We start from the raw sequence: 16,181 nt of genomic DNA on the forward strand, positions 1-16,181 counted from the left end.
GGTCACCTGACCGCGCGGGCGTCCGGCGGCGGGGTGCCGTAGGCGGCGGGGTCGCGCTCGGGTGCGGGCTCGGTGGTGAGGGCGGCGGCCTCGATGCGGTCCCAGCGGAACCAGCGCGGCGCGTCGCGCTCCCGGCACCAGCCCACGAGGTACCAGCGGTCCCCGGTGCGGGCCACCAGGTGCGGCTCCACCCGCCGCCGGGACGCCGCCCCCGCCCGGTCCCGGTAGGTGATCGCCACGACGCGGCGCCGGGCCAGCGCCTGCTCCACCACCGGCGCCGGGTCCGGGCGCCGGGTGGGCCGGGCCCGCACCCACACCCGCCCGCCGAGCCGCTCCACCTCCGCCCGGGCCTGCGGGCCGAGGACGTCGAGCACCTTCTCCAGCGCCGCGCGGCCGTCGGCGGCGAACGGCGCGTCCGCCGCGCCGGCCAGGGCGACGGCGACCGCGACCGCCTGCGCCGGGGTCAGGTTCACCGGCGGCAGCGTGGCCGCGGCGTCGAGCACGTAGCCGCCGCCCGGGCCCGAGGTCGCCCAGATCGGGACACCGGCCTGCTGGAGCGCGCTGACGTCCCGCTTGACCGTGCGGGTGGACACCTCCAGCCACGCCGCCAGCCGCTGCGCCGTCCGCCCACGCGACCCGGCGCGGCGCAGCTCCTCGGTGAGCGCGTGCAGCCGGTCGGTGCGGTTCACGGCGCGGATCGTCGCAGGAGACGGTGACAGGACGGTGTCACCGGACCTCCGCCACCGTGGGTCCATGACGACCATCGCGCTCTTCCACTCCGTCCTCGGCGTCCGGCCGGGGATCACCGATGCCGCGGACCGGCTGAGAGCGGCCGGTCACGAGGTCCGCGTCGTCGACCAGTACGACGGGCGGGTCTTCGACGGCTACGCCGAGGCGGGGGCGTTCGTGGACGAGGTGGGCTTCCCGGCACTCATGGCCCGCGCGGTCGACGCCGTCCGGGACCTGCCCGACGGCTTCGTGGCCGCCGGCTTCTCCAACGGCGCGGGGATGGCCGAGCACGTGGCCACGCAGCGCCGGTGCAGCGGCGTCCTGCTGGTCTCCGGTGCGCTGCCGGTGGCGGTCCTCGGGGTGCCGGGCTGGCCGGCCGGGCTGCCCGCGCAGCTGCACCGGACCACGGACGACCCGAAGCGCTCCGCGGAGTGGGACGAGGCGTTCGCCGCCGACGTGGCCGCGGCGGGCGCGGTGCTCGAGGTCTTCCGCTATCCCGGGGAGGGGCACCTGTTCACCGACCCGTCCCTGCCCGCGGAGTACGACGCGGAGGCCACCGGGCTGTTCTGGACCCGGGCGCTCGCGTTCGTCGACCGGGTCGCCGGCTGACACGGCGAGGGCCCGGGGAGCTGCTCGCTCCCCGGGCCCTCGCACCGGCCGCCCCGTGTCGTCAGCCGCGCCTGCGGCGCGCCCTCCGCAGCTCGCTCACCATCAGCGCGACACCCACGCCGACCAGCAGCAGCCACAGGAGCCCGCCGTCGGCGAGGAAGCCCAGCGGCACGGTCACCCCGGCGAGGAAGACCAGCGCCAGGACGACGAACGCGACGCCCGGGACCAGCGCGACCAGGTCCACCCGCCGCTTCGGGGCGGGGGCCTCGACCGGGAGGGCGCTGGTGTGCTGCCAGTCGGCGGCCAGCGCCCGCTCCTGCCAGCCGGTGGGGGTGGTGGGGAACTCGCTGTAGTCAGGCACGGGACACCTCCAGGTCGCCGACCCCGTGGTCGATGGTCAGGACGAACTCGGGCCGGCTGTCGCCGCCCGCTGCGCGGAAGTAGCCGTCCTCGCCGTCCTGGCCGAACAGCTCCGCGTTGCCGATGCCGTTCCGGACGTCGACCCGCACGTCGGCGTCGTCGGGGACGGTGACGTCGAGGTCGCCGACGCCGTGGTCGATGCGCACCTCGACCGGCTCGTCGATGTCGTCGACGTCGATCCGGGAGAGGTCGACGTCCATGTCGCCGGCGCCCAGGCGGTAGACGGGGCGCACGTCCTCGACGGTCGCCGGGAGGTAGTCGCGGTCGCCCACGCCGCCGCCGGGTCCGAAGCGGTCGTCGGCGTCCCAGGCGGGGACGGACGAGGTGAACAGCAGCGCCAGGGTGAGCACCGAGCCCAGCGCGATCAGCCCGCCGCGCGGTGTGCGGCCGCGGGTCAGCGCCGAGACGACCAGCCCCAGGCCGACGACGAGCAGCGCGCCGGCGAGGAACCCGCGGGGGCCGAGGTCGAGGTCGGTGTAGCGGGTCACCAGGACCATCAGGCCGACGACGATGAGCAGCCCCGCGATCGTCATCCCGGCGACGGGGGAGCGGGGCGCCGGCGGCTCGGCGGGCGTGCCGTCGGCGGCCCGGCGCGGGCCGCGCGGCATGAGCAGCCAGAGCAGCCCGTAGACGACGACGCCGGTGCCCCCGGCGAGGGTGAGGGCGACGAAGCCGACCCGCCACAGCAGCGCGTCGACGCCGCTGTACTCGGCGAGGCCGCCCGCGACGCCGCCGAGCACCTTGTCGGTGCGGCTGCGCCGGAGCGTGGGGCGTGGTGCGGGCGGGGGGTCGAAGGGTGGGGCGGGAGGAGGGGAGGCGGCGGTCATGGCACAGAGCGTGCCGAGCGGGCGCCCGCCGCGGCATCGGGGAAGGCCCCCATCCGACCCTGGTCCTGCTCGTCCGGGGGTTTCCCGGTACCGGGGGAGGTGCGCGCGGTGCGACGATCGGTGCCGTGACGAGGACGGCGCCCAGCACGGGCGGGCCGCCGGCCGGCGCCCCGCCGGCCGGGCCCGTCGGCGTGCCCACCGAGACCCCGCTGCCCACCGGGACCCTGCTGCCCACCGGGACCCCGCCGGTTCCCGCGGGCGCGACCGCCGTGGCGACCCGCCCGGCCGACACCCGCCCGCCGCTCGTGCGCCCGCGGCAGGGCCGGATGCTCGCCGGCGTCGCGGCGGGGACGGCGGCGCACCTGCGCACCGACCCGCTGGTCGTCCGCGCGGCGTTCGTCGCGCTGGCCGTGACGGGCATCGGCGTCATCGCCTATGCGCTGCTGTGGTTCTTCGTGCCGCTGGGCGAGGTCGCCCCCGACGCGGCGGCCCGGCCCAGCCGGCGGCAGACCGTCGGCCTGGTCTTCTTCGGCCTCGGCGCGATGGTGCTGGTCACCAACCTGGCGACGTGGGGGAACAACGACCTCATCGCCCCGCTGCTGCTGGTCGGCGGCGGGCTCGCCGTCATCTGGCGGCAGCTGGACACCGACCGCACGCTGACCCGGCCCGGCGTCCGCTGGGTGCTCGCCGGCGGCGCGACGCTCGCCGCCATCGGCCTGGTCCTGCTGCTCGCGACGACGGGTCAGCTGGCCGCGGCGCGCAACGGCTTCGTCGCCACCCTGGTCATCATGGTGGGCGTCGTGCTGGCCACCGCGCCGTTCTGGCGGCGGCTGCTGGACTCCCGCGAGTCCGAGCGCACCGCCCGCATCCGCTCCGAGGAGCGGGCCGCCGTCGCCGCGCACCTGCACGACTCGGTGCTGCAGACCCTCGCGCTCATCCAGCGCAACTCCGCCGACCAGCAGGCCGTCGCGCGGCTGGCCCGCAGCCAGGAGCGGGAGCTGCGCAGCTGGCTCTACGAGCCGGCGTCGTCCGTCGGCGGCGGTACCTGGGCGGCACTGGTCTCGGAGATGGTCGCCGAGGTGGAGGGCGACCACGCGCTCACCGTGGACCCGGTCGTCGTCGGCGACGCCCCCGTCGACGACGCGCTCGCGGCGCTGGGCGCGGCCACCCGCGAGGCGCTGCTCAACGCCGCCAAGCACGCCGGCGTGACCTCGGCCGACCTCTACACCGAGGTGGGCGCGCAGTCGGTGTCGGTGTTCGTCCGCGACCGCGGCGCCGGCTTCGACCCGTCCGCCGTCCCGGCCGACCGCCGCGGGCTGCGCGACTCGGTGTCCGGCCGGCTCACCCGCCTGGGCGGGACGGCGACGGTGCGCTCGGCGCCGGGCGAGGGCACCGAGGTCGAGCTCGTGCTGCCCCGCGAGGCCGCCGCGTGAGCGTCCCCCGCGTCTTCGTCGTCGACGACCACGCCATGGTCCGCGCGGGCGTGCGTGCCGAGCTCGGCGGCGCCGTCACCGTGGTCGGCGAGGCGGCCGACGTCGACTCCGCCGTCGCCGGCATCCGGGCCACCGTCCCCGACGTCGTGCTGCTCGACGTCCACATGCCCGGTGGCGGGGGCCGGTCCGTGCTCGAGACGCTGCGCGCCGAGCTGCCCGACGTGCGCTGGCTGGCGCTGTCGGTGTCCGACGCCGCCGAGGACGTCATCGCGGTCATCCGCGCCGGCGCCCGCGGCTACGTCACCAAGACCATCTCCGGGCCCGAGCTGGTGTCGGCGGTGCAGCGGGTGGCCGACGGCGACGTCGTCTTCAGCCCCCGGCTGGCCGGCTTTGTGCTCGACGCCTTCGCCGCGAGCGCACCGTCGGCCGCGCCCGCCGAGGACCCGGCGACCGACCCCGGCCTGGACCTGCTCAGCGCCCGCGAGCGCGAGGTCATGCAGCTGCTGGCGCGCGGCTACACCTACCGGGAGATCGGCTCGCGGCTGTTCATCTCGGTGAAGACCGTGGAGTCCCACGCGTCGAACGTGCTGCGCAAGCTGCAGCTGTCCAACCGCAACGAGCTGACCCGCTGGGCGGCGACCAATCGCCTGCTCTGACCGCCTCCCGCGTGCGGAAGGCGGAACGGATCACGCCGTGTGGACGACGTGGAAGGCCTCGGCGAGGCGGCCGTCGGGCAGGCCGAAGCGGCGGGCGGTCTGCGCCATCCAGCCCGTGACGAAGGACTCCAGGTCGTCGAGGTGGCTGACCTGCGTCACGTGGCTCTTCAGCGCGGCGAACTTGAGCTCGACGACGTCGGTCACGTCGACGGCGTGGTCGGCCCGCGGGCTGGCGCCCAGCCACACCTCCTCCACCGTCCACGCCGCCAGGCCCTCGTCGGCCAGCAGCTCCGGGAAGGCGAACGGGTTGCGGGCGTCGGGGTAGACCGCGCGCAGCGTCGACTCGCCCACGGTCATGTGGTCGGGGTGGCTGGCGCCGACCCGCTCGTACCAGCGCTCCGGGGAGCTGGTGAGCACCCGCTGCGGGCGCACCTGCCGGATGACCCGGCTGATGTCCCGGCGCAGGTCGAGGGTCAGCTCCAGCCGGCCGTCCGGGTAGCCGAGGAAGCGCACGTCGGTGACCCCGACGGCGGCGGCCGCGGCGCGCTGCTCCTCCCGCCGCAGCGGGCCCATCCGGTCGCGCGGGGTCTCGTCGAAGCCGCCCGCGTCGCCGTCGGTGACGATGCAGTAGACGACCTCGGTGCCCGCCGCGGTCCAGGTCGCCACGGTGCCCGCACTGCCGAAGTCGACGTCGTCGGGGTGGGCGAGCACGCACAGGACGCGCTCGACGTGCTCGGCGGGCCTGCGGGGCGGGACGGCGGTCACCGACGGAGCCTATGCAGGGGGTGCGCCCGCCCGCAGACCCGCCAGCTTGTCCGGGTTGAGCACCACGAGGACCTGCTGGACCAGGCCGTCGGTGACCACCAGGGAGACCGCGACGAGGGGCTCCCCGTCGGTCCACGCCGCCACCCCGGGCCGGCCGTTGACCTCGGTCAGCACCATCCGCAGCCCCGGCGCCGACACCCCTCCGGGGATGACGGCGGCGAGGAAACGGGCCACCTTCTCCGCGCCGGTGATCGGCCGCAGCGCCGCCTTCGCCCGGCCGCCGGCGTCGGTCAGCAGCACCGCGCCCGGGGCGAGCGCGGCCAGCAGCGCGTCGACGTCGCCGCCCACGCACGCGGCCAGGAACCGCTCGGTGACCTCGCGGTGGGCCGCCCGGTCGGCGTCGAACCGCGGACGGCGGGCGGCCACGTGCTCCCGCGCGCGGTGCCCGATCTGCCGGACCGCCGCCTCCGAGCGGCCGAGGGCGGCGGCCACCTCCGCGGCCGGCAGCCCGAACACCTCCCGCAGGACGAACACCGCCCGCTCGGCGGGGGACAGGGTCTCCAGGACGACGAGCAGCGCCAACGACACCTCCTCGCCGAGCACCGCCTCGTCGGCCGGGTCGCCGGACCCGTCGGTGAGCAGCGGCTCGGGCAGCCAGGGGCCGACGTAGGTCTCCCGGCGCGCGCGGGCGGAGTCCAGCCGGTCCAGCGCCAGCCGGGTGGTGACCCGGACCAGGTAGGCGCGCGGGTCGGCGACGTCGCCGCGGTCGGCGGCCGACCAGCGCAGCCAGGCGTCCTGGACCACGTCCTCGGCGTCGGCGACGCTGCCGAGCATCTGGTAGGCGACGGTGAACAGCAGCCGCCGGTGCGCGTCGAACGCCGGCAGCGGGCCGGTCACGCGCGGGCCGGTCACGCGCGGGCCGGGAGCTCGCAGCGGTCCCGGAAGCCCTGGCTGGTCAGGCCCAGGGCGCTGTTGGCCCGCGCCCGGCTGTTCTCCACGGCGACCATCATCGTGAGCTCAACCAGGGCGGCGTCGTCGAGGTCGCGCCGCAGGGCGGCGACCATCTCGTCGGTGACGCCCGTCGGCGTGGTGCTCATGGCCTCGGCGTACTCGACGACGCGCCGCTCGAGGTCGGTGAGCGCGTCGCTGTCCCGCCAGGCGGGGACGGCGCGCAGCTTGGCCGGGTCCACGCCCTCGTGCGCGGTCCCGATCCAGTAGCCGAAGTCGACGCACCACGAGCAGCCGACGGTCACCGCCGCCGACATGACCGCGAGCGACTTGAGCGTCGGGTCGAGCCGGTCCCACTTGGCGAGGGACTGCTCGTGGCGCAGGTGGGTGAACAGCAGGCGGGGGTGGTGGCCGAACGCCGCGGCGGGTTCGAGCGTCGCGCCGAACCGGCGGCGGGAGTACCGGTCCACGATGCGCATGAGCAGCGTGCGCGGCGGGTCGAGCGGGATGCGGGCGGTGCGGGTCCCGGTCACGGCGGCGTCCTCTCGGGTGGGGTGTCCTCTCGGGTGGGGTGTCCTCATGGAGACGACGCAGCCGCCCGCGGTGTGACACGCGGTCCGGGGTTCCACGGGGGACGCGGGCAGGCGGATCCTGACGGTCACCAGGAGGCGTACGACGGGCTGCGCCGGCCCGTCGGGGGAGGAGCAGAGGTGGACCCTGCACTGTCCCGGGCGATGGACCGGGTCGCGGAGGGCCTCGCCGCCATGGGCGCCGGCAACCCCGGTCCCTACGCGGCCTGCTGGGCGGACTCGCCCGACGTCACGCTGTTCGGCGCGTGGGGGCCGATCGAGAAGGGCCACCACGCCGTCACGAAGACCTTCGACTGGGTGGGTGGCCGCTTCAGCGACGGCCGGCTCGTCCCACGCTACGACGTGGTCGAGGTCAGCGGGGACCTCGCCTACACGGTCGGCTTCGAGCAGGGCACCGTCCGCGTCGACGGCGGGGAGCCGCGGGACATGACGATCCGGGTGACGCACGTGTACCGGCGGGTCGAGGGCGACTGGTGGCTGGTCCACCGGCACGCCGACTTCCCGCCGGCCGACCAGCGACGCTGAGCCGGCCCGGCGGGGTCCTCGTCACAGGCGCCCGCGGCCCTGGCGCAGCAGCAGCATCCCGAGCGCGGCGCCGTCCGGGCCGAGGGCGGCGCGGAAGCGGTCGATCACCTGCTGCTCCCGCGCCAGCGACAGCCGGGTGCCGCCGGTGGAGCGGCGCAGCTCGCCGATCTGCTGCGAGACGGCGAGGCGCCGCTGCACCAGCGCGATCAGCTCGGCGTCGCAGGCGTCGATCTCGCCGCGCAGCTCGGCGATGCGGGTGTCGGCGTCGGTGGGCGGCAGGGTGGCGGTCATCGGGTTCCTCCGGGGCGGGGAGTGGCCGTCGGACCCCGGGGAACGAGAAACGCCCCGGGCTCCTCGGGCCCGGGGCGTTCGTTGCGGCGGCTGCTCAGCCGGCGGCGACGGACACCGGAACCCGGTGCCCGTAGTAAAAGCTCATGGTGGCGAGCAGCACGTCGCCGAGTGTGCCACAGCACGCCCGGCGGCCACGAGGGGCGGTCCGGCGCGGGCGGGTCCGTCGCCGGTCCGAACTACAGTGGTGTGGCTATGAGCAGCGTGCAGCAGGCCCTTCCCGGAACCGCCGCGCTCCAGCGTTCCGCTCCCGGCTCGGCCGGCCGGGACCTGGACCGCATGCTGGCCGGACTCAACGGTCCCCAGCGTCAGGCCGTCGTCCACGAGGGCGGCCCGCTGCTCATCGTGGCGGGCGCCGGGTCGGGCAAGACCCGGGTGCTCACCCACCGCATCGCCTACCTGCTCGGCGCCCGCGGGGTGCAGCCGGGCGAGGTCCTCGCGATCACCTTCACCAACAAGGCCGCCGGCGAGATGAAGGAGCGGGTGGCCCAGCTGGTCGGGCCGCGTGCCCGGGCGATGTGGGTGTCCACGTTCCACTCGATGTGCGTGCGGATCCTGCGCGCCGAGTCGGCGAAGCTGGGCCTGAAGTCGTCGTTCACGATCTACGACCAGGGCGACTCGGTGCGCCTGATGACGATGGTCGCCCGCGACCTGGACCTCGACGCCAAGCGCCACCCCGGCCGCAGCCTGGCCGCGCAGGTGTCGAACCTGAAGAACGAGCTGGTCGACGAGGAGGCGTTCAGCCCGCAGACGGCGCCGGAGAAGGTGCTCAAGGAGGCCTACACGCTCTACCAGCGGCGGCTGCGCGAGGCGCACGCGCTGGACTTCGACGACCTGATCATGACGACGGTCAACCTGCTGCAGGCCTTCCCCGACGTCGCCGAGCACTACCGGCGCCGCTTCCGGCACGTGCTGGTCGACGAGTACCAGGACACCAACCACGCGCAGTACGTGCTGGTCCGCGAGCTGGTCGGCACGGGCGAGGGGCCGGTCCCGCCGGCCGAGCTGTGCGTCGTCGGCGACGCCGACCAGTCGATCTACGCCTTCCGCGGCGCGACGATCCGCAACATCGACGAGTTCGAGCGCGACTACCCCGACGCGACGACGATCCTGCTCGAGCAGAACTACCGCTCCACGCAGCGGATCCTCAAGGCGGCCAACACCGTCATCGCCAAGAACACCGGCCGCCGTCCCAAGAGCCTGTGGACCGACGCCGGCGACGGCGAGCTGATCGAGGGCTACGTCGCCGAGAACGAGCACGACGAGGCCGCCTGGGTGGCCGAGCAGATCGACGCGCTGGTCGACGCCGGCACGGTCCGGCCCGCGGACATCGCCGTCTTCTACCGGACCAACAACGCCTCCCGTGTGTTCGAGGAGGTGTTCATCCGCGTCGGCATGCCCTACAAGGTCGTCGGCGGGGTGCGCTTCTACGAGCGCAAGGAGGTCCGCGACGCGCTGGCCTACCTCCGGGTGGTCGCCAACCCGGCCGACGTCGTCAGCCTGCGCCGGGTGATCAACACGCCCAAGCGCGGCATCGGCGACAAGGCCGAGTCCTGCATCGAGCAGTTCGCCGACCGGGAGCGGATCGCGTTCCCGTCGGCGCTGCGCCGCTGCCCGGAGATCACCACGCTGGCGCCGCGCTCGCTCAAGGCGATCCAGGAGTTCGTCGCGTTGCTCGAGGAGTTCGAGCAGCTGGTCGAGACCGGCTCGGGCCCGGCCGCGCTGCTGGAGAGCATCCTCGACCGCACCGGCTACCTCGCCGAGCTCGAGGCCAGCACCGACCCGCAGGACGAGGGCCGCGTCGACAACCTCAACGAGCTCATCTCGGTGGCCGCGGAGTTCGAGGCGGCCAACCCCGGCGGCACCGTCACCGACTTCCTCGAGCAGGTCTCGCTGGTGGCCGACGCCGACCAGATCCCCGTCTCCGGCGACGAGGCCGGCGTCGTCACGCTGATGACGCTGCACACGGCCAAGGGCCTGGAGTTCCCGGTCGTGTTCCTCACCGGCCTCGAGGACGGCGTGTTCCCGCACCTGCGGGCGCTGGGCGACCCGCGGGAGCTGGAGGAGGAGCGGCGGCTGGCCTACGTCGGCATCACCCGCGCGCGGCAGCGGCTGTTCCTGTCCCGCGCCACGGTGCGCACCAGCTGGGGGCAGCCGGCCTACAACCCGCCGTCGCGGTTCCTCGACGAGCTCCCCCCGGACACCGTGCACTGGGCGCGCACCGACCCGACGCCGGCGCCGAGCACCGGCTCGTCGGCGCAGCAGCGGGTGGCCGCGACCGGCCTGTCGACGGGCGGGCTGCGCGGCGGCCGCGGCAACCGGCCGGTGATCTCCGTCGAGGTCGGCGACCGGGTCAGCCACGACGCGTTCGGGCTGGGCACGGTGGTCGAGGTCAACGGCGCCGGCGACAAGGCGCAGGCCACGGTCGACTTCGGCTCCGGCGGCACCAAGCGCCTGGTCCTGCGCTACGCCCCCCTCGTCAAGCTCTGATCACCGGTCGCGTGCCCTGAGCACCGGCCCCGGGCGGGTCACGCCACCGCCAGGGCCGTGACACCCGCGGCGAGCCCCACCAGGCCGAGGGCGGCCGGGATGCTGCGGGGGACGGTCCGGGGCGTGCCGATGCGCTCGTACAGGGCGCCCAGGCGCCGGCGGACCCGCTCGCCGTGGAAGGCGCCCAGGACGAGCAGGACCAGGCACGGCGCGCAGTACACGAGGGCGTAGCCGGCCAGGACCGCGACCCCCTGCCCCGCGGCGACGTCGGCGGTGACGAGCCGCTCGATCGCGATGAGGTACGGGAAGGCGTTGGGCAGGTCCGCGCCGGTGACCAGGACGCCGACGGGCGCGGCGGTCCACGGGCCGAACCAGGCCGGCAGGGTGACCGCACCGCGACGCCGGCTGCGCAACCGGCGGACGGCGGCGACCAGCAGCAGCAGGGCGGCGATCCCGAGCGCGATCCGCCGGACCCAGGTGATCCCGCCGGTGACGGCGTCCGCGGCGGCCTCGGCCCCGGACCAGACCGCCAGACCCAGGGCCAGGACGGTGAGGTACGCCCCGCCGACGAAGGCCGCCGCGCAGGCGACCGGGTGCCGCAGCGGGGCCAGCAGGACCAGGGCGACCCCGCCGATCGTGGCCGGGTTGAGCGCGTCGAGGAGAGCCAGGCCCAGGATGCCGGCGAGCAGGGTGGAGGTCATGACGGGCAGAGGGACGACGTCATGCCATCATCGTCTCATCTGAGACGCCGAAGTCTCAAGCGCGTACGCTGTCGCCCGTGCTCGACGACGAGGCGCTGCTGGCCGGGGCGGCCGCGCTCCTGGCCGCCCGCCCGGCCGCGTCCATGGAGGACGTGGCCCGCGCGGTCGGGATCAGCCGGGCCACGCTGTTCCGCCGGTTCCCCAGCCGGTCGGCGCTCGTCGGCGCCCTGTGCCGCCAGGCGGTCGAGGCCTTCGCCGTCGCCACCGAGCCGATCGACGACGACGGGGCCGACGCCGCGTCCGCCCTGTGCGGACTGGTCGCCCGGCTGGTCCCGCTGGGTGCCCGCTACGGCCTGGTGGCCTCCCAGCCCCTGGACGAGCTGGTCGAGCGGGAGCTGCTCGCCCGTGCCGCCGCCGCCGAGGACCGGGTGCGCGCCCTGGTGCGGCGCGGGCAGGAGGAGGGCTCGTTCCGGGTCGACGTCGACCCCGAGTGGGTGCTGACGGTGCTCACCTGGCTGATCGCGGGCGCGGCGGACGGGGTCCGGCTGGGCCGGCTGGCGCCGGCCCGGGTCGAGGCCCAGGTGACCGACGCCGTGCTCCGGCTGGTCCTCCGCGGCGGGTGAGCGGAGCGGCGGACGTCAGAGGGTGACGCCGTGGTCGGCGAGCCACTCCTCGGGGTCGATCGGCCGCCCGGTCATGCCGCCGCGGTGGATCTCGTAGTGCAGGTGCGGGCCGGTGGACTGGCCCTCGTTGCCGATCCTGGCGATCTCGTCGCCGGCGTGCACGATCTGGCCCGCCTCGACGTCGTAGTAGCGCATGTGCCCGTAGATGTGCACGTTGCCGTCGGCGTCCTGGACGTAGACGGCGTTGCCGTACCCGGAGGCGCGGCCGGCGCGCAGCACGACCCCGTCGGTGACCGAGTGGATCGGCGTGCCGAGCGAGTTGGCCAGGTCGATGCCCCAGTGCATGGAACCCCAGCGCTGGCAGAAGCAGGTGGTCATCCGGCCGGTTGTCGGCGCGACGACCTGCGGCTCGCGGGCGGCGCGGGAGGCGGCCAGCTCGGACAGCCGGACGGCGGCCTCGGCCTGGGTGATGCCCTGCCGGACGCCGGCGTCCTCCATGTCCCCGGTCAGCCCGATGTCGGCGGCGCCGAGGCCGTAGTCGGCGGCACTCACCGAGGCGGCGGGCGCCTCGGCCCCGCCGGTCAGCGTGGGGACGGCGACGACGAGCGCCCCGGCGACGAGCGCGCCCAACCACAGCGGGCCGCGGCGGCCGGGCGGGCGGCGGACGGTGCGCCGGGCGGCGGGCTCGGTGGCGGCCGGCTCGGGAGCGGCCTCGGCGGGGACCGGCGCGGCGGCGTCCACGGCCTCGGGGGCGACGGGGGTGGCGACCGCGGGGACGGCGCCCGGCACCGCGGGCCGCCGGACCGGCGGCACGGCCGGGGTCCCCAGCGGGCCGGACGAGATGCGGCCGGTCGTGTCGGGCCCGGTCGCCCGGCGGCCGGTCGCCGCGGGCTCGAGGAGCGCGGTCACGGGACACCCTTCGTCCACGCTCCCGGGGCCGCTGCGCGGGGCAGTCCGTCGGGGGAGCGACGGCGGTGGAGGCGTCCGGGAGGACGCCCGCCGGTGGGTACCGGCGCCGTGATCGGACCGTAACGTTCCGTCAGGACTGACCGGGGGAAGCGACGCTGCGTGTCGCCATGTCTCCCCGAGGTGAGGTGGCGCTCAGGCGGCGTCGGCGAGCGGCGCCGGGGCGGCCGGCCGCAGCCCGGCGAGCGTCGCGGCCACCTCGTCGACGACGCCGCGGTGGAACGGCAGCGACATGTGCCCCACACCGCGGACGAGGACGTTGCGCGCGCGCAGGTCCGGGTGGTCGCACCGACCGGCCACGGTGGGGACGACGACCTGGTCGAGGTTGCTGTAGACGGCGGTCATCGGGGTCGACCAGTCCGGCGCCGGCTCGGCGAGCTCCTGGAGCACCGGCGACCCGGGCCGCAGCTGGCGCACCATCGGCGTCGGCAGCAGGTGGGCCAGCACCGAGCCGGCGTGCGGCGTGCCGAGGGTCACCAGCGACTCCACCCGACGGCCCCCGCCCTGGCGCTGCACGTAGTGCCGGGCGATGAGGCCGCCGAGGCTGTGTCCCACCAGGTGCACGCGGTCGTGGCCGGTCCGGGCGCAGATCCGCTCGACGTGCTCCCCCAGGTCGCGCGCGCCCTCGGCGACGTCGCCCAGCAGCGGGCTGTAGTTCCAGGTGCAGACCTGGGTGAACCCGCGCCGCCGCAGTCGGCGGCGCATGACGGTGAAGATCGACCGGTTGTCGATGAGCCCGTGGACCAGCAGCACCGGGACGCGCGCGGCGAGCGGGTCGGCGGCGAACAGCGCGCGGACGGCGGCCGGCTGGACACCCGGGCGGCGGCGCGGGTCCAGCAGCAGGGCCTCGGTCCGCGCGCCGAGCGGGTAGAGCAGCGCGTGCGCCCCGACCCAGGCCAGTTCGGTGAGCCCGCCGGCGACGGTGGTGGGGGAGACCAGCGCGCGCAGGGCGTCCCGTGGCGTACCCGGGGAGGGCTGTCCCGTGTGCGACTCTGGACGGCACCCGGGGTCGCCGGTCGCGCGCATGGACGTCCTCCCCGTTCGGCGGCCGCCGGCGGTGTCCAGGGGACCCGGGTCCGTCGACGGCGGAGCACCGTTGTGGTGCTCGGTTCACACGAAGGTAATGCCCTGGTGTGGTGACGGTCACACGGACGATGCGGGGATCTCGACGAGATCGAGACCGGAACGCGACACATCTCGACGAAGGGGGACCCGTGGCCGGCCGTGAGAGTGCTGCCCGCGACGACCGGACCCGGGACGGCGCCCGGCGGCCCGGGGGCGCGGGTGCCCGCCGCACCGGGGCCGCGGCCGCCGGGGCGCGGCGCACGGGTACCCGCCCGGCCGCGGACCGCCGCCCGGCCCGCCCGCCGGCCCCCGCTCCCGTCGCCGACGACGGGCTCGTCGTCGGCGACCGGCCCGGCAGCGCCCGCGCCGCGGGGGTCCTGCTGGTGCTCGCCGGCCTGGCCGGCGCAGCCGCGCTGTTCCCGACCTACCTGGTCGTCGGCGGCCGGGAGCTGTCGCTGGCCGGCGGGCTCGGCGGCGCGCTGGTCGGCCTGGTCGTCCCCCTGACCGCCGTCGCGGTGGGGGCCGGGCTGGCCGCGGGCCGGGTGCCGCGGTTCGGGCTGGCCTACGCCGGCGTCGGCGGCGTGCTGGCGCTGGGCTCCCTGCTCATCGAGGTCTACCGCGGCAGTGCCTCCACCGTCCGCCCCGGCGTCGAGGTGCTGGCCGGCGAGCGGGTGCTCACCAGCTCGGTGCAGACCGGGGCCGGCTGGTGGCTGGAGGTCGCCGGGCTCGCGCTGACCGTCCTGGCCGGCGGGTGCGCCGCGGCGGCGTGGAGCCGCACGGTCATGGAGGACCGCGGCGCACTCGACCCCGCCCGCACGGGGCTGGCCGGCGCGGCGGTGCTGCTCGGCGTCCTCACCGTGCTGTGCCTGGCGCTGCCGGCCGCCGACGTCCCCGACCGGCTGGTCGACGACCCCTCCACCGGCCTGGAGGTCGTCGTGGAGCAGCAGGGCCCGCAGGCGCTGCTCGAGCGGCCCGGGCTGGCGCTGCTCGGCGGGCTGCTGCTGGCCGGCGCCGTCCTGCTCGCCTCGGTGCTGGCGCCCTCGCTGCGGCCGCGGCTGGCCGCCGTCGGCGGCTTCCTCGCCGTCGCGGTGACCGTGCTCGCCGCCGGCCTCGGCGGGCTGCGCGACGCCGTCGCCTCCGACGAGCTGGAGTGGACCATCCCCGGCGCCGGGCTGCTCACCGCCGGGCTCGGCTACGCGCTGCTCACCGTGCTCGCCTGGCGGCTGCGCCGCACGACCGCCCGGTGACGACGGGCGAGCGGCTGCGCGTCGTCGTCGCCGGCCCCGACGGCCGGGACGACCCGCGCGCGGTCGCCCTCGCCCGCGCGCTGCGCGACACCGGTGCCGAGGTGGTGCTGACCGGCGAGGTGACCTCGGCCGGGCGGCTGGCCGCGGCCGTCCTCCAGGAGGACGCCGACGCCGTCGGCGTGGCCGGCGCGCCCCCGCGGCTGCTCCGGGAGGTGCTCGACCGGCTGGCCGCCGCCGGCGTCGACGACGTCACCGCCTTCGTCCTCGGGGGCGACGACCCCGGGAGCGACGACGGCGACCTGCCGGACGGGGTGCGCCGGTTCCCCGACGGCACCCCGCCCGGCGACGTCGTCGCCGCGCTGGCTGGGACGTGACCGGCAGGGTCAGCTGCTGCACCCGGCCCGGCCCGGTGGCCAGCGCGACCTGCTGGGGGAGCGTGGAGCCCCGGTAGGCCGTGTCCCCACCGGCCAGCACGACCGCCAGCCGGTGGCCGGGCTCGAACCGGTGCACGATGCCCGGCAGCTCGATGGTCACCGGCCGGGTCACGTCGGCCACCCGCACCGGCGAGACCAGCCGCGAGGGCAGGTCCACCGCGCCGTCGGGGCCGACGTCGTAGAGCTCGGCGAACAGCACCAGCTGCGCGGCCGGCCGCGGCGAGCCGACGACGTCGACCGGCGCGGTCAGCGGCGGCGTCGAGAACCGCACCGCGGTGCCCGGCGGGTCGGTGACGGGCAGCGTCTGGTCGAGGTACGACGTCTCGGTGTGGTTCGGCCCGACCGGCGCGACGCCGGTCCAGCCGGCCGCCCCGGGACGACCGCCAGCGGGCTGTCGACCAGCGCGCCGCCGGCGGAAAGGCGCAGCGTCCGCTGTCGGCCCACCGGGGAGGACGGCGCCGTGGCGTAGGCGGCGGCGATGTCGCCGGTCTGCTCGTGCACCCAGTCGCGGTGGTAGGAGAAGGTCTGCGCCGGGCGGCACGTGGAGGTCGGCGTCGTACGGTGCAGGTGCGGCCGGCGGCCCCAGACCGGTGACGGTGACGGTCAGGTCGCGGGGGACGACGCCACCGGAGGTGGCCGCCGGAGGGCCGGTGCGGTGGTCACCCCCGCCGTCAGCAGGGCGGTCAGCAGGACGGGTGGCAGACGGCGCACGGGCGGGGCTCCTCGTCGTCGAGTGGGGCCGGGGGCTGCCGCGTGTGATGCGGCGCACCCCCTCCAACGCCGGTGCGGCGGGGCGGTCACGCGA

At 76.4% G+C, this 16,181-nt stretch carries 18 protein-coding genes and 1 pseudogene; 8 read left to right on the plus strand and 11 right to left on the minus strand.

All coding sequences use genetic code 11. The features are described 5' to 3' along the window. Positions 1-2: 2 nt before the first annotated feature. The gene (locus ACI798_RS11095) at positions 3-689 is read right to left on the minus strand and encodes a helix-turn-helix transcriptional regulator (RefSeq protein WP_457047931.1); all 687 of its coding nucleotides are present in this window, start codon (positions 687-689) and stop codon (positions 3-5) included. 64 nt (positions 690-753) lie between these two features. On the opposite strand from ACI798_RS11095, the gene ACI798_RS11100 reads away from it, so the two are divergent. Continuing rightward, entirely contained in the window at positions 754-1,338 is a 585-nt protein-coding gene (locus ACI798_RS11100; RefSeq protein ID WP_456940027.1) for a dienelactone hydrolase family protein, read from the plus strand. Positions 1,339-1,399: 61 nt separating this feature from the next. Here ACI798_RS11100 and ACI798_RS11105 read toward each other — a convergent pair whose 3' ends face one another. Both ACI798_RS11105 and ACI798_RS11110 read right to left on the minus strand, forming a co-directional pair. Continuing rightward, complete coding sequence (locus ACI798_RS11105; RefSeq protein WP_387987640.1) at positions 1,400-1,699, minus strand: hypothetical protein; 300 nt, start codon at positions 1,697-1,699, stop codon at positions 1,400-1,402. Continuing rightward, positions 1,692-2,585 carry a PspC domain-containing protein gene (locus ACI798_RS11110; RefSeq protein WP_456940026.1) on the minus strand — a complete coding sequence of 298 codons (894 nt, stop codon included), beginning with the start codon at positions 2,583-2,585 and terminating at the stop codon, positions 1,692-1,694. The genes ACI798_RS11105 and ACI798_RS11110 overlap by 8 nt, the downstream gene beginning before the upstream one ends. Before the next feature lie 125 nt (positions 2,586-2,710). Here ACI798_RS11110 and ACI798_RS11115 point away from each other — a divergent pair, with 125 nt between their 5' ends. Next, entirely contained in the window at positions 2,711-4,018 is a 1,308-nt protein-coding gene (locus ACI798_RS11115) for an ATP-binding protein (protein WP_457047932.1), read from the plus strand. Beyond that, positions 4,015-4,674, plus strand: coding sequence for a response regulator (locus tag ACI798_RS11120; protein ID WP_456940024.1), 660 nt, complete (start codon positions 4,015-4,017; stop codon positions 4,672-4,674). Before ACI798_RS11115 ends, ACI798_RS11120 begins: the two co-directional genes overlap by 4 nt. Before the next feature lie 30 nt (positions 4,675-4,704). On the opposite strand, the gene ACI798_RS11125 is transcribed toward ACI798_RS11120, so the two are convergent. From ACI798_RS11125 to ACI798_RS11135, 3 genes are read right to left on the minus strand one after another with little or no spacing between them, the layout of a single operon-like run. Further along, on the minus strand, positions 4,705-5,439 hold the full coding sequence (locus tag ACI798_RS11125) for a PIG-L deacetylase family protein (protein WP_457047933.1): 735 nt from the start codon (positions 5,437-5,439) through the stop codon (positions 4,705-4,707). A gap of 9 nt (positions 5,440-5,448) precedes the next feature. Further along, the gene (locus tag ACI798_RS11130; RefSeq protein WP_456940022.1) at positions 5,449-6,336 is read right to left on the minus strand and encodes an RNA polymerase sigma-70 factor; all 888 of its coding nucleotides are present in this window, start codon (positions 6,334-6,336) and stop codon (positions 5,449-5,451) included. 11 nt (positions 6,337-6,347) lie between these two features. Then, positions 6,348-6,920, minus strand: a complete 573-nt coding sequence (locus ACI798_RS11135; RefSeq protein WP_457047934.1) for a carboxymuconolactone decarboxylase family protein — start codon at positions 6,918-6,920, stop codon at positions 6,348-6,350. Positions 6,921-7,097: 177 nt separating this feature from the next. Here ACI798_RS11135 and ACI798_RS11140 point away from each other — a divergent pair, with 177 nt between their 5' ends. Then, the gene (locus ACI798_RS11140; RefSeq protein WP_456940020.1) at positions 7,098-7,502 is read left to right on the plus strand and encodes a YybH family protein; all 405 of its coding nucleotides are present in this window, start codon (positions 7,098-7,100) and stop codon (positions 7,500-7,502) included. Between the two features lie 21 nt (positions 7,503-7,523). On the opposite strand, the gene ACI798_RS11145 is transcribed toward ACI798_RS11140, so the two are convergent. Further along, on the minus strand, positions 7,524-7,793 hold the full coding sequence (locus tag ACI798_RS11145; protein ID WP_456940019.1) for a chorismate mutase: 270 nt from the start codon (positions 7,791-7,793) through the stop codon (positions 7,524-7,526). A 252-nt stretch (positions 7,794-8,045) separates the two neighbouring features. On the opposite strand from ACI798_RS11145, the gene pcrA reads away from it, so the two are divergent. Continuing rightward, positions 8,046-10,340 carry a DNA helicase PcrA gene (pcrA, locus tag ACI798_RS11150; protein WP_456940018.1) on the plus strand — a complete coding sequence of 765 codons (2,295 nt, stop codon included), beginning with the start codon at positions 8,046-8,048 and terminating at the stop codon, positions 10,338-10,340. 38 nt (positions 10,341-10,378) lie between these two features. On the opposite strand, the gene ACI798_RS11155 is transcribed toward pcrA, so the two are convergent. Next, positions 10,379-11,041, minus strand: a complete 663-nt coding sequence (locus ACI798_RS11155) for a GAP family protein (protein WP_456940017.1) — start codon at positions 11,039-11,041, stop codon at positions 10,379-10,381. A gap of 77 nt (positions 11,042-11,118) precedes the next feature. Here ACI798_RS11155 and ACI798_RS11160 point away from each other — a divergent pair, with 77 nt between their 5' ends. Beyond that, on the plus strand, positions 11,119-11,664 hold the full coding sequence (locus ACI798_RS11160) for a TetR/AcrR family transcriptional regulator (protein WP_456940016.1): 546 nt from the start codon (positions 11,119-11,121) through the stop codon (positions 11,662-11,664). Between the two features lie 15 nt (positions 11,665-11,679). Here the strand turns inward: ACI798_RS11160 and ACI798_RS11165 are convergent, their stop codons facing one another. Continuing rightward, positions 11,680-12,573, minus strand: a complete 894-nt coding sequence (locus ACI798_RS11165; protein WP_457047935.1) for a M23 family metallopeptidase — start codon at positions 12,571-12,573, stop codon at positions 11,680-11,682. A 192-nt stretch (positions 12,574-12,765) separates the two neighbouring features. Beyond that, entirely contained in the window at positions 12,766-13,656 is an 891-nt protein-coding gene (locus ACI798_RS11170) for a lipase family alpha/beta hydrolase (RefSeq protein ID WP_456940014.1), read from the minus strand. A gap of 188 nt (positions 13,657-13,844) precedes the next feature. Between ACI798_RS11170 and ACI798_RS11175 the strand changes: the two genes are divergently transcribed. Beyond that, a complete protein-coding gene (locus ACI798_RS11175; RefSeq protein ID WP_457047936.1) occupies positions 13,845-14,942 on the plus strand; it encodes a hypothetical protein in 1,098 nt (365 codons plus the stop codon). After that, a complete protein-coding gene (locus tag ACI798_RS11180) occupies positions 14,939-15,316 on the plus strand; it encodes a cobalamin B12-binding domain-containing protein (RefSeq protein WP_457047937.1) in 378 nt (125 codons plus the stop codon). The genes ACI798_RS11175 and ACI798_RS11180 overlap by 4 nt, the downstream gene beginning before the upstream one ends. 82 nt (positions 15,317-15,398) lie before the next feature. Here the strand turns inward: ACI798_RS11180 and ACI798_RS11185 are convergent. Further along, positions 15,399-16,145, minus strand: a pseudogene (locus ACI798_RS11185) (CocE/NonD family hydrolase C-terminal non-catalytic domain-containing protein); the annotation flags it as partial. Between the last annotated feature and the right edge of the window lie 36 nt (positions 16,146-16,181).

The sequence above is a fragment of the Geodermatophilus sp. SYSU D01045 genome (assembly GCF_054050295.1).

Coding starts and splice junctions, on each gene's coding strand:
- ACI798_RS11100 (WP_456940027.1), top strand. CDS start 754: ATGACGACCATCGCGCTCTTCCACTCCGTCCTCGGCGTCCGGCCGGGG.
- ACI798_RS11110 (WP_456940026.1), bottom strand. CDS start 2,585: ATGACCGCCGCCTCCCCTCCTCCCGCCCCACCCTTCGACCCCCCGCCC.
- ACI798_RS11145 (WP_456940019.1), bottom strand. CDS start 7,793: ATGACCGCCACCCTGCCGCCCACCGACGCCGACACCCGCATCGCCGAG.
- pcrA (WP_456940018.1), top strand. CDS start 8,046: ATGAGCAGCGTGCAGCAGGCCCTTCCCGGAACCGCCGCGCTCCAGCGT.
- ACI798_RS11155 (WP_456940017.1), bottom strand. CDS start 11,041: ATGACCTCCACCCTGCTCGCCGGCATCCTGGGCCTGGCTCTCCTCGAC.
- ACI798_RS11170 (WP_456940014.1), bottom strand. CDS start 13,656: ATGCGCGCGACCGGCGACCCCGGGTGCCGTCCAGAGTCGCACACGGGA.